Origin of the sequence: Saccharopolyspora erythraea NRRL 2338 (assembly GCF_000062885.1) — a bacterium.
GTDB lineage: Bacteria > Actinomycetota > Actinomycetes > Mycobacteriales > Pseudonocardiaceae > Saccharopolyspora_D > Saccharopolyspora_D erythraea.
The window spans coordinates 4,269,997-4,282,925 of record NC_009142.1 but is presented as its reverse complement, the minus strand read 5'-3'; the positions used below and the strand labels follow the sequence as shown (position 1 = coordinate 4,282,925).

The following is a 12,929-nucleotide window of genomic DNA, read 5'->3' as shown; positions in this document are numbered from 1 at the left end:
TCCTCCTCGCACCGAGCCGGTTTTCCACCGCGGCCGCGCCGGATGCGGCGGCCGCTGCCGGCGGGTCAGGGCGTGCCCGCGTCGATCACCTCGAGGTTGCGGTCGCGCACGATCGCCAGGTCGGGCTTGAGCACCCGGCGGTCGTAGGTGAAGAACCCGTTGACCTCGTTCTCGACGTCGGTGGTCTGGGTGTAGACGGCCGCCGACAACCCGCTTGCCCGCACCACGTCGGCCAGCGCGGTGCTGACCTCGGAGTAGCGGCGGGTCAGGTGTTCGCGGCTCTCGGTCATCTCGTATGCCTGCGGCGGCCCCGGCCAGAGGTGGCCCTGCTCGACCAGGCCGAGCCCGCCGTACTCGCCGTCTACCGACGCGCGCGGCGCGACCACCGCGGGCTTGCCGGGGCCGACGTAGGTGTGGTCGTCGTAGATGTGCCCCGCGCCGCTGTCGGGCAGCGAGTAGCAGCAGTTCACCCCGCTGCTGGCGTCGACGAGCCGGGTCGGGTCGGCCTGCGCGACCTGTTCGGCGACCGCTGCGGTGTCGAACTCGCCCCAGCCCTCGTTGAACGGCACCCACGCCACGATGGAGGTGGTGCTGCGGAGCTGGTCGATCATCTCCGCCAGCTCGGTGCGGAAGTGGGCCTCGGCCTCCTCGCTCGGCGGCGGGTTGCTGCCGGGCGGGTCGGCGAGGTCGATCGGCAGCGACGGCATGTCCTGCCACACCAGCATTCCGAGCCGGTCGGCCCAGTAGTACCACCGGGCGGGCTCGACCTTGACGTGCTTGCGGATCATGTTGAACCCGAGCCGCTGAGCCGCCTCGATGTCGAAGCGCAGCGCCTCGTCGGTCGGCGCGGTGTAGATGCCGTCGGGCCAGTAGCCCTGGTCCAGCGGCCCGTGCTGGAACAGGATCCGGCCGTTGAGCGCGATCCTGGGCCTGCCCTGCTCGTCGTTGACCAGGCCGACCGACCGCATGCCCGCGTAGCTGGTGACCTCGTCGAGAACCTGGCCACCGGTGCCGAGCAGGCGCACGCGCAGGTCGTAGAGGAACGGGTCGGACGGGGACCACAGCCGCGCGTTGGGTACCGCCACCCGCAGCTCGCCGCCTGCCGCTCCGGACTGCCGGGCGACCTCCTGGCCGCCCGGTTCGCCGACCACCACCTCGGCCTGCGCGTCGGAGTTGCCGGTGCGGGCCCGCACCGCGAACGTTCCGGTCGCGACATCGGGAGTCACGTCCAGCTTGCCGATGTGCACTTCGGGCACCGGCTCCATCCACACCGTCTGCCAGATGCCCGAGGCGCCGGTGTAGAGGATGCCACCCGGCTTGTTGCGCTGCTTGCCCACCGGGTACGGCGCCGCGTCGTTGCGGTCCTGCGCCACGACCACCAGCTCCTGCTGCCCGCCGGGGACCAGCGCGTCGGTGACGTCGGCGCTGAATGAGGTGTAGCCGCCCTCGTGGATGGCCACCGAGGTGCCGTTGACGCGGACCTCGGCGCGCTGGTCGACGGCACCGAAGTGGAGCAGGACGCGCTGACCGGACCACTCCGCAGGCACGGTGAACGTGCGCCGGTAGAGCATGTGGTCGTCGTGTCGCTGGATACCCGACAACGCCGACTCGGGCGGGTAGGGGACCAGGATCCGCTCGGCCGGGGTGCCGGGCGGCTCGGCCCCGCCCGCGTACTCCCAGGTGCCGTTGAGGTTCTGCCAGCGCTGGCGGACCAGCTGCGGGCGCGGGTACTCCGGCAGCGCGTTGTCGGGTCCGACCTCGGCGGTCCAGGGAGTGGTCAACGGGGCCTCCTGCGGCTCCCACGCGATGTCCGCCCCGGCCAGCGCCGCGAAGCCGGTGAGCGCGAGCCCTGCGGTGAGGATGACGGTCAGCCGACGGGATGCGGACGGGTACGGACGCATGCGATGGCCCTCCACCGGACGTCATGCCGCCGCGAGGCGCCCTCCTGCCGATCCTGCCCCCGCTTCGGCGAGCCGATCCATACTTATCGTGACCATGCTCACACGTAAAGCCATCGCCCACATTCGGCGCAACCCATCAGGGTGCGACCCGGCCTCCGATGCGCCGCGCCGAGCCCGTCGCGCCGGGCGATCAGGCGCAGTACAGTTCGCCCTACCAGGGCCCACGATCAGCGGAGGTGCGCCCTTGTCCGTGCCGGCACAGTCCGAGGCCGCGAACGCGTTCCTGGCCGCCCGCGACTTCCTGCTCCGCCACCGCGAGGACTACGACACCGCGCGACGCGACTTCCGGTGGCCGCGGATGTCGGAGTTCAACTGGGCGCTGGACTGGTTCGACACCATCGGCGAGCGGGCCGACCGGACCGCGTTGTGGATGGTCGAGGAGGACGGTCGCGAGACCGAGGTGTCGTTCAGCGCCATGTCGCGCCGCTCGAACCAGGTCGCGAACTGGTTGCGCGGGCTCGGCGTCTCCCGCGGCGACCGCATCGTGCTGATGCTCGGCAACCAGGTCGAGCTGTGGGAGACCGTCCTGGCCGCGATGAAGCTCGGCGCGGTCGTCATCCCGGCCACTCCGCTGCTGGGGTCCGCCGACCTGCGCGACCGCGTGGACCGCGGCCGAGCCCGGTTCGTGGTGACGACGTCGGAGAGCGCCGCCAAGTTCGCCGACGTGCCGGGCGACTACGGCCGGATCGCCGTCGGGGAACCGGTGGCGGGCTGGGAGTCCTATGCGGACAGCGCTGTCGGCGGCGGGAGTTTCACCCCGGACGGCCCGACCCGCGCCGACGACCCGCTGCTGCTGTACTTCACCTCGGGCACCACCGCCCAGCCCAAGCTGGTCGAGCACACCCACGTGTCCTACCCGGTGGGGCATCTGTCCACCATGTACTGGATCGGGCTGGAACCGGGCGACGTGCACCTCAACATCTCCTCGCCCGGCTGGGCCAAGCACGCCTGGAGCAACGTCTTCGCGCCGTGGAACGCCGAGGCGACGGTGTTCATCCACAACTACGGCCGCTTCGACGCGGTCCGGCTGCTGGAGCAGATGCAGCGCTGCGGCGTGACGAGCTTCTGCGCGCCGCCGACGGTGTGGCGGATGCTCATCCAGGCCGACCTGGGCATCCTGCGGACGCCGCCCGCCAAGGTCGTGGGTGCGGGCGAGCCGCTGAACCCGGAGATCATCGAGCAGGTCCGGCGCGCGTGGTCGGTGACGATCCGCGACGGCTTCGGCCAGACCGAGACCAGCGTGCAGGTGGCCAACACGCCGGGGCAGCCGGTCAGGCCCGGTTCGATGGGCCGCCCGCTGCCGGGCTTCGAGGTGGAGCTGCTCGACCCGGTCACCGGCGAACCCGGCGACGAGGGGGAGATCTGTCTCGCGCTGCAGCCGCGGCCGGTGGGGCTGATGACCGGCTACGCCGACGACTCCGAGCGCAACGACGAGGTCACCCGCGGCGGCCACTACCACACCGGTGACGTCGGCACCCGCGACGCCGACGGCTACATCACCTACGTCGGCCGCACCGACGACGTCTTCAAGGCTTCGGACTACCGGATCTCGCCGTTCGAGCTGGAGAGCGTGCTGCTGGAGCACGAGGCGGTCGCCGAGGCCGCGGTCGTGCCCTCGCCCGACCCGATCCGGCTGGCGGTGCCGAAGGCGTACGTGACGCTCACCGCGCGCCACGAGCCGACGCCGGAGACCGCGCTGTCGATCCTGCGGTTCGCCCGCGAGCACCTCGCGCCCTACAAGCGGGTGCGCAGGATCGAGTTCATGGACCTGCCCAAAACCATCTCCGGCAAGATCCGGCGGGTGGAGCTGCGCGGCCGCGAGGAGCAGGCCGAGCGCGATGGCGCCACGGCGGGCGGGCTGGAGTTCCGCGAGGAGGACTTCCCGGCTCTCAAGGAGTGAGAGAAGGGTACTGAATCCCCCGGTGGGCAATCTCTCCGCTGAACCGGTCCGGATGCACCGGGTGATCGCCCCCCGGTTGGCGTGATCGAGTGGTCGCTGCCACACTGCCGATCACGGCCCGTTGATCTACGGTGAACACCAGGGGTGGTCGTGGTGAACGATCCCGGTACGTCCGTCGAGCTCGCCGGCCCGCGCCGGTCGGGGGCGACGGCTCCGCCGTATCGCGGGCGCGCATGGGGGCGTTCGACGGGCTTCTGCTGGAGGCACGGGCGTCCGACAGGCTTCTGCCGGTACCGGCGGTCGGCGGGGTTTTGCGACGAGGCCGGTGGGGGAACACCGGTACTGATCGGTTCCGGCGGTGAATCGGTACGGAACGGGCAGTGTCACGGTGAATCGGTACGGAGCGCGCGGTGCCGCGGTGAATCGGTACGGAACGGGCGGTGCCGCGGCGCTCGAATTGTCGCCGACGGTGACCGGACATCGCTCACCCGGAGGCCGTCGGGGCTCGGGTGGTTCGGGTCCCGGACCGTCACCGGTGGTCAGCGGGCCTGGTCGCGGCACTACCGCTGAGCCGCCGAGGATCGTAACATCCGCGGTCCGCGACGCGATCCAATCAGTGAAAAAGAGAAAACGACATCCTCCGCGACGCCCGTTGGATCATTTTTGTAGAGGTCCGCGGTTGCATTGTTTTCAGTTGTTTGGTAAGTAGTGCGCACGCGTAGTATACACAACTTCGCGACCTCTCGCACTTCCTCGATCGTTATCCGCCGGCAAAATCGTCGGAATATACGCTGGTAGCAGCGCATTTATTCACCCAGGGTGACTATGGGAATCACGCTAACATCGCATTGCGGTGATTAGTGTCACACGTTCGTACGCTTGCTTTGCGATCTCCTTCGCCTAGTTTGGTTACACGACGCACGGATTTCGCGTCGGCCGGTCGACAAGGGTGCCGACCGAGTTGATGACTGGTGTTCGAGCGCGGCCTTGAGCGTTTCTCGGCTGCCCGCACCGGTTGCGGTGCCGCTTTTCGGTGGCGGCCCGGCACGACCGCGAGACGAGCTCGGGGTATGGAATTCGCGCGTCCCCGAGTGGTGCAGTGGCGCATGACCAACGCGAACGGTGGGAGTGAAGTATGGCCAAGAGCGTGGACGACCTCGCCCGAAGTGAAGGCACCGGTCCGATCGACGGCACCGCGGATCTGGTGGCCCGCGAGGAGCAGGTGTTCGGCGACAATCCGTTGGAAGTGCGCGAATCCGACCACTACACGCACGAATACGTCGGCGGATTCGTCGACAAGTGGGACGAGCTCATCGACTGGAAGAAGCGCTACGAAAGCGAGGGCAGCTTCTTCATCGACCAGCTCAAGGCCCGCGGCGTCCGCTCGGTGCTCGATGTCGCCACCGGCACCGGCTTTCACTCGGTGCGGCTGCTGGAGGAGGGCTTCGAGGCGGTCAGCGCTGATGGCAGCCCCCAGATGCTGGCCAAGGCCTTCAGCAACGGCCTGACCTACGGCGGGCACATCCTGCGGGTGGTGCACGCCGACTGGCGGTGGCTCAACCGCGACGTGCACGGCGAGTACGACGCGATCATCTGCCTCGGGAACTCCTTCACGCACCTGTTCTCCGAGCGCGACCGCCGCAAGGCGCTGGCCGAGTTCTACGCCATGCTCAAGCACGACGGTGTCCTGATCATCGATCAACGCAACTACGATTCGATCTTGGACACCGGTTTCTCCAGCAAGCACACTTACTACTACGCCGGTGATGACGTTTCCGCTGAGCCCGACTACATCGACGACGGGCTCGCGCGCTTCAAGTACACGTTCCCGGACAAATCCGAGTTCTATCTGAACATGTATCCGCTGCGGAAGAACTACATGCGGCGGCTCATGCGCGAGGTCGGATTCCAGCGGATCGACACCTACGGCGATTTCCAGGAGACCTACAAGGAATCGGAACCCGATTTCTTCATCCACGTTGCGGAGAAGAACTACCGCACCGAGGAGCAGCTTTCCGCTGGTTATTCGAGTGCGGTGTCGACCGCCCGCGACTACTACAACTCCGAGGACGCCGACAACTTCTACTTCCACGTCTGGGGCGGCAACGACATTCACGTCGGCCTCTACCAGAGCCCCGACGAGGACATCGACAGCGCCTCTCGCCGGACCGTCGAGCGGATGGCGGCCAAGGTCCGGATCACCCCCGAGACCCGCGTGCTCGACATCGGCGCCGGCTACGGCGGCGCGGCCCGCCACCTGGCCCGCACCTACGGCTGCAAGGTCGCCTGCCTGAACCTCAGCGAGGTGGAGAACGCCCGCAACATCGAGTTCAACCGGGCCGAGGGGCTCGACGAGCTGATCGAGGTCAAGGACGGTTCGTTCGAGGACATCCCGTACGAGGACAATGCCTTCGACATCGTCTGGTCGCAGGATGCGATCCTGCACAGCGGTGATCGGGAGCGGGTCCTCGAAGAGGTGACCCGCGTGCTGAAGGGCGGGGGTTCGTTCGTATTCACCGACCCGATGGCCGCCGACGGCGCCCGGACCTCCGATCTCGGCCCGATCCTCGACCGGCTGCACCTGGACACCATGGGCTCGCCGGGCTTCTACCGGCGTGAGCTGGCCAGGCTGGGCCTGCAGACCGTGGACTTCGAGGATCTCAGCGAGTACCTGCCGGTGCACTACGGCCGGGTGCTGGAGGTGCTGGAGAGCCGCGAACAGGAGCTCTCCGACCGCATCGGCGAGGATTACCGGAACCGGATGAAGACCGGCCTGCGCAACTGGGTCGAAGCGGGCAACGCGGGCAACCTGGCGTGGGGGATCTTCCATGCGCAGTCTTGACAGTGACCGTCCGTACGCAAGGATCGAAGCCGAAACCGCTGTGAGGTGAGGATCAGCCGTGAGTGAGATCAACCGCAGGTTGTTCACGAGTGAGTCGGTGACCGAGGGTCACCCCGACAAGATGTGCGACGCGATCAGCGACTCCATCCTGGACGAGCTGCTGCGGCAGGACCCGCGCAGCCGGGTGGCGGTGGAGACGCTGGTGACCACCGGCCAGGTGCACGTGGCCGGTGAGGTGACCACCGATGCCTACGCGGACATCCCCACGATCGTCCGGGAGAAGATCCTGGAGATCGGCTACGACTCCTCGGTCAAGGGCTTCGACGGCTCGTCCTGCGGTGTGAACGTCGCGATCGGCCAGCAGTCCCCGGACATCGGCCAGGGCGTCGACACCGCGCACGAGTCGCGGGTCGAGGGCGTCATCGACGAGATCGCCAAGCAGGGCGCCGGCGACCAGGGCCTGATGTTCGGCTACGCCTGCACCGACACCGACGAGCTCGCCCCGCTGCCGATCACGCTGGCGCACCGCCTGTCGCGCCGCCTGACCGAGGTGCGCAAGAACGGCACGCTGCCGTACCTGCGGGCCGACGGCAAGACCCAGGTGACCATCGAGTACGCCGGTGACCAGCCGGTCCGGCTCGACACGGTGGTGCTGTCCACCCAGCACGCCGAGGACGTCGACCTCGACGCGACGCTGAGCAAGGACATCCAGAAGCACGTGATCAGCCCCGAGCTGGAGCGGGTCGGCCTGGACACCTCCGACCTGCGGCTGCTGGTGAACCCGACCGGTCGCTTCGTCGTCGGTGGCCCGATGGGTGACGCGGGGCTGACCGGCCGCAAGATCATCGTCGACACCTACGGCGGCATGGCCCGCCACGGCGGTGGCGCGTTCTCGGGCAAGGACCCGTCGAAGGTGGACCGCTCGGCGGCCTACGCGACCCGCTGGGTCGCCAAGAACGCGGTGGCCGCCGGTCTGGCGAGCCGCATCGAGGTGCAGGTCGCCTACGCCATCGGCAAGGCGGCCCCGGTCGGCCTGTTCGTCGAGACCTTCGGCACCGAGAACGTCGACCCGGTCAAGATCCAGGCCGCCATCAACGAGGTCTTCGACCTGCGCCCGGCCGCGATCATCCGCGACCTGGACCTGCTGCGTCCGATCTACGCGCCGACCGCCGCCTACGGCCACTTCGGCCGCAGCGACGTCGACCTGCCGTGGGAGCGCACCGACCGCGCCGAGGCGCTCAAGAGCGCGGCCGGTATCTGACGGAGCCGTCCGGCCGGAGTTCCCGGCGCGCGCGGGAGCACCGCTTCCCGCACTGTGGGACTCCGGCGGGACGGCTTGCCAAATGTTCCTCCGATGGCGTCTGTAGTCCCTGTGGAGTGCCGCGGCACCTCACAGCGCACGTGCGACCGGGGTGCTCGCCGAGTACGACGAGTACGAGGTGAGCACCCCGGTGTGCGAAGGGGCCGGACGCCGGAGCCGGTCGGCCACCCGTGCAAGCTGGGCGGCCGAGCGGGCGGAGGCCGGCGGGGGGGGCGGGGCGCGCAGCAGCGGCCTGCCCGGCGCCGGATCGATGTGACGACCGCGACAGGCGTGTCCACCCAAACCTGGTGAAGGAGTAATGCAGTGCGGATTGCGGTGACCGGTTCGATCGCCACGGACCACCTGATGGCCTACCCCGGCAGGTTCGCCGAGCAGCTGATCGCCGACCAGCTGGAGCAGGTCTCGTTGTCGTTCCTCGTGGACGATCTGCAGGTCCGCCGCGGGGGCATCGCGGCCAACATCACCTTCGGCCTCGGCCAGCTCGGCACCACCTCGGTGCTGGTCGGCTCGGTGGGCGAGGACTTCGAGGAGTACCGGGCGTGGCTGGAGCGCCACGGGGTGGACACCAAGTCGGTGCGGGTCTCGGGGACCAAGCACACCGCGCGCTTCCTGTGCACCACCGACCAGGACCTCAACCAGATCGCCTCCTTCTACGCCGGTGCGATGCAGGAGGCCCGCGAGATCGAGCTCAAGCCGATCGCCGACCGCCTCGGCGGCCTGGACATCGTGGTCATCTCGCCCAACGACCCGGAGGCGATGGTCCGCCACACCCAGGAGTGCCGGGACCGCGGGTACAAGTTCCTCGCCGACCCCGGGCAGCAACTGGCGCGCATGGGCGGCGAGGACATCCGTAAGCTGGTCGGCGACGCCGAGTACCTGTTCACCAACGAGTACGAGCACAGCCTGTTGCTGCAGAGCACGGGCTGGTCGCACGCCGAGGTGCTGGACCGGGTCGGCATGTGGCTGACCTCACTCGGGCCCAAGGGTGTCAAGATCGAGTCGAAGTCGGCGCCGACCATCGAGGTCGCGCCGCCCCAGGAGCAGCGCAAGGGCGACCCGACCGGGGTCGGCGACGCGCTGCGCGCGGGCTTCCTGGCAGGGCTGGCCGGGGAGCTGAGCCTGGAGCGGTCGGTGCAGCTGGGCTGCACGCTGGCGACGGTTTCGCTGGAGACCGACGGCCCGCAGGAGTACGTCATCGAGCCGGGCTCGTTCGTCGAGCGGTTCGCCGGCGCCTACGGCGAGGAAGCCGCGGCCGAGATCCGGTCGCTGCTGAGCTGACGGCGGCGAGGGCAAGAAGTTCGCTTCAGAGAGGGCGAAGGGGAATAAGAGGCGTCATGGCAGACCGGAAGAACGATCCCAGCGGGTTCCTCGCGGCCATCGGTGAGCGCGTGCTCGTCGCCGACGGCGGCATGGGGACGGCGCTCCAGGCGTACGACCTGTCGCTGGACGACTTCGCGAACCTCGAGGGCTGCAACGAGATCCTGAACGAGACCCGGCCTGACGTGGTGTCCTCGGTGTACCGCGGGTTCCTGGAGGCGGGCTCGGACGCCATCGAGACCAACACCTTCGGCACCAACCTCGCCAACCTCGGCGAGTACGGCATCCCGGAGCGGATCAGGGACCTGGCCGAGAAGGGCACGCGACTGGCGCGCGAGGCCGCCGACGAGTACTCGACGCCGGACAAGCCGCGCTTCGTGCTCGGCTCGATGGGGCCGGGCACGAAGCTGCCCACCCTCGGTCACGCCCCCTACGCCGACCTGCGCGACGCCTACGTCGAGAACGTGCTGGGCATGATCGACGGCGGCATCGACGTGGTCCTGGTGGAGACCTCGCAGGACCTGCTGCAGACCAAGGCCGCGATCGTCGCCGCGAAGCGGGCGATGGAGCAGACCGGCCGGTGGCTGCCGATCATCGCGCAGGTCACCGTCGAGCAGACCGGCACGATGCTGGTCGGTTCCGAGATCGGCGCGGCGCTGACCGCGCTGGAGCCGCTGGGCATCGACATGATCGGGATGAACTGCGCCACCGGCCCGGCCGAGATGAGCGAGCACCTGCGGGTGCTGTCCCAGCACGCGCGGGTGCCGATCTCGGTCATGCCCAACGCGGGCCTGCCCGAGCTCGGCCCCAACGGCGCGGTCTACCCGCTCAAGGCCGACGAGCTGGCCGAGGCGCTGGCCGGCTTCGTCACCAACTTCGGTGCCCGGCTGGTCGGCGGCTGCTGCGGCACCACCGGCGAGCACGTCCGGGCGGTGTCGGAGGCGGTGGCGTCGCTGACGCCGCCCGAACGCACGCCCGAGGTCATCCCGTCGGTGTCGTCGATGTACCAGACGGTGCCCTTCGAACAGGACGCCTCGATCCTCAACGTCGGCGAGCGGACCAACGCCAACGGCTCCAAGGCGTTCCGCGAGGCGATGCTCGAGGAGCGCTACGAGGACTGCGTCGAGATCGCCAAGGCCCAGACCCGCGAGGGCGCGCACATGCTGGACCTGTGCGTGGACTACGTGGGCCGCGACGGCACCAAGGACATGCGCGAGCTGGCCTCGCGCCTGGCCACCGCCTCGACGCTGCCGATCATGGTCGACTCCACCGAGCCGGACGTGATCCAGGCCGGGCTGGAGCACCTCGGCGGCCGGTGCGCGGTCAACTCGGTCAACTACGAGGACGGCACCGAGCCGGGCGGCCGGTTCCAGCGGGTCATGGAGATGGTCCGCGAGCACGGCGCGACCGTGGTCGTGACCTGCATCGACGAGGAGGGCCAGGCCCGGACCAGGGACTGGAAGCTGCGCGTCGCGGAGCGCATGATCGAAGACCTCACCACCAACTGGGGCCTCGAGAAGTCGGCGATCATCATCGACTGCCTGGTCTTCCCGATCACCACCGGTCAGGAGGAGGTCCGCAAGGACGGCATCGAGACCATCGAGGCCATCCGGGAGCTCAAGAAGCGCCACCCCGACGTCCAGACGACGCTGGGCCTGTCCAACGTCTCGTTCGGCCTGAACCCGGCCGCGCGCCAGGTGCTCAACTCGGTGTTCCTCAACGAGTGCAGGGAGGCCGGGCTGGACTCGGCGATCGTGAACTCCTCGAAGATCCTGCCGATGACCAAGATCGACGAGGAGCCGCGCAAGGTCGCGCTGGACCTGGTCTACGACCGCCGCAGCGAGGGCTACGACCCGCTGCAGAAGCTGATGGAGCTGTTCGAGGGGCAGACGGCGAAGTCCAGCAGCGCCTCCCGCGCGGAGGAGCTGGCGAAGCTTCCGCTGTTCGAGCGGCTCGAGAAGCGCATCGTCGACGGTGAGCGCAACGGTCTGGAAGCCGATCTCGAGGCGGCCATGCAGGAGAAGCCGCCGCTGGAGATCATCAACCAGAACCTGCTGGGCGGCATGAAGATCGTCGGCGACCTGTTCGGCTCCGGTCAGATGCAGCTGCCGTTCGTCCTGCAGTCGGCCGAGGTGATGAAGGCCGCGGTCGCGCACCTCGAGCCGCACATGGAGAAGGACGACTCCGGCGGCAAGGGCAGGCTGCTGCTGGCCACGGTCAAGGGCGACGTCCACGACATCGGCAAGAACCTGGTCGACATCATCGTCTCCAACAACGGCTACGAAGTGGTCAACATCGGCATCAAGCAGCCGATCAACGCCATCCTCGACGCCGCCGAGGAGCACAAGGTCGACGCGATCGGCATGTCCGGGCTGCTGGTGAAGTCGACGGTGATCATGAAGGAGAACCTGGAGGAGATGAACTCCAGGGGCATCGCCGAGAAGTACCCGGTGATGCTCGGGGGAGCCGCGCTGACCCGCTCCTACGTGGAGAACGACCTCGACGAGGTCTACCAGGGCGACGTGCGCTACGCCAAGGACGCCTTCGAGGGCCTGCACCTGATGGACCGGATGATGGCCGTCAAGCGCGGGGAGACCCCGGAGGAGGACGAGGCCGAGGCGGCCAAGAAGGCCGAGCGCAAGGCCCGCCGCGAGCGGTCGCTGCGCATCGCCGAGAAGCGCAAGGCCGCCGAGGGCGACATCCCCGACCTCTACGACGAGTCGACCCGCTCCGACGTGGACGCCGACGCGCCGGTGCCGGCCCCGCCGTTCTGGGGCTCGAAGGTCATCAAGGGCGTCCCGGTCGCCGACTACCTCGCCCTGCTCGACGAGCGCGCGACGTTCTTCGGGCAGTGGGGCCTGCGCGGCTCCAAGAAGGGCGAGGGCCCGACCTACGAGGAGCTGGTGGAGTCGGAGGGCAGGCCGCGGCTGCGGTACTGGATCGACGAGCTGGCCACGGCCGGGATCCTGCAGCACGCCGCGGTGGTCTACGGCTACTTCCCGGTGATCTCCGAGGGCAACTCGCTGATCGTGCTGGACAAGGAGGAGCCCGACGCCCCGGAGCGCACGCGGTTCACCTTCCCGCGCCAGCAGCGCGACCGCAGGCTGTGCCTGGCCGACTTCTTCCGCTCGCGGGAGAAGGCCGAGCAGACCGGCCAGGTCGACGTGCTGCCGATGCAGCTGGTGACCATGGGCCAGCCGATCGCCGACTACGCCAACGAGCTGTTCGCCAAGAACTCCTACCGGGACTACCTGGAGATCCACGGGATGGGCGTGCAGCTGACCGAGGCCCTGGCCGAGTACTGGCACCGCAGGATCCGCCGGGAGCTGCAGTTCTCCGGCGGTGCGTCGGCGGCCGACCAGGACCCGGCCGACGTGCTGGAGTTCTTCAAGCTCGGCTACCGGGGTGCCCGGTTCTCCTTCGGCTACGGCGCGTGCCCGGAGATCGAGGACCGTGCCAAGATCGTGGAGCTGCTGGAGAGCGAGCGCATCGGCGTGGTGCTGTCCGAGGAGTTCCAGCTGCACCCCGAGCAGTCCACCGACGCGATCGTCTGCCACCACCCCGAGGCGAAGTACTTCAACACCTGAT

Annotated in this window: 6 protein-coding genes; 5 read left to right on the top strand and 1 reads right to left on the bottom strand. The window is 68.8% G+C overall.

All coding sequences use genetic code 11. From position 1 onward, the window contains the following. Nucleotides 1-65: 65 nt before the first annotated feature. On the bottom strand, nt 66-1,901 hold the full coding sequence (locus SACE_RS18925; protein WP_009944848.1) for a glycoside hydrolase family 2 protein: 1,836 nt from the start codon (nt 1,899-1,901) through the stop codon (nt 66-68). Between the two features lie 244 nt (nt 1,902-2,145). Here SACE_RS18925 and SACE_RS18920 point away from each other — a divergent pair, with 244 nt between their 5' ends. The 5 genes from SACE_RS18920 to metH all read left to right on the top strand — a co-directional run bounded on the left by SACE_RS18920 (nt 2,146) and on the right by metH (nt 12,928). Next, on the top strand, nt 2,146-3,861 hold the full coding sequence (locus tag SACE_RS18920) for an AMP-binding protein (RefSeq protein WP_009944849.1): 1,716 nt from the start codon (nt 2,146-2,148) through the stop codon (nt 3,859-3,861). A gap of 1,135 nt (nt 3,862-4,996) precedes the next feature. Beyond that, nucleotides 4,997-6,703 carry a glycine/sarcosine N-methyltransferase gene (locus SACE_RS18915; protein ID WP_009944851.1) on the top strand — a complete coding sequence of 569 codons (1,707 nt, stop codon included), beginning with the start codon at nt 4,997-4,999 and terminating at the stop codon, nt 6,701-6,703. Nucleotides 6,704-6,761: 58 nt separating this feature from the next. Next, the gene (metK, locus tag SACE_RS18910; protein ID WP_044547445.1) at nt 6,762-7,964 is read left to right on the top strand and encodes a methionine adenosyltransferase; all 1,203 of its coding nucleotides are present in this window, start codon (nt 6,762-6,764) and stop codon (nt 7,962-7,964) included. A 363-nt stretch (nt 7,965-8,327) separates the two neighbouring features. Further along, nucleotides 8,328-9,302 carry a carbohydrate kinase family protein gene (locus tag SACE_RS18905; RefSeq protein WP_011874185.1) on the top strand — a complete coding sequence of 325 codons (975 nt, stop codon included), beginning with the start codon at nt 8,328-8,330 and terminating at the stop codon, nt 9,300-9,302. 56 nt (nt 9,303-9,358) lie between these two features. Beyond that, nucleotides 9,359-12,928 carry a methionine synthase gene (gene metH / locus SACE_RS18900; protein WP_009947851.1) on the top strand — a complete coding sequence of 1,190 codons (3,570 nt, stop codon included), beginning with the start codon at nt 9,359-9,361 and terminating at the stop codon, nt 12,926-12,928. Nucleotide 12,929 lies beyond the last annotated feature (1 nt).

Coding starts and splice junctions, on each gene's coding strand:
- SACE_RS18925 (WP_009944848.1), bottom strand. CDS start 1,901: ATGCGTCCGTACCCGTCCGCATCCCGTCGGCTGACCGTCATCCTCACC.
- SACE_RS18915 (WP_009944851.1), top strand. CDS start 4,997: ATGGCCAAGAGCGTGGACGACCTCGCCCGAAGTGAAGGCACCGGTCCG.
- metH (WP_009947851.1), top strand. CDS start 9,359: ATGGCAGACCGGAAGAACGATCCCAGCGGGTTCCTCGCGGCCATCGGT.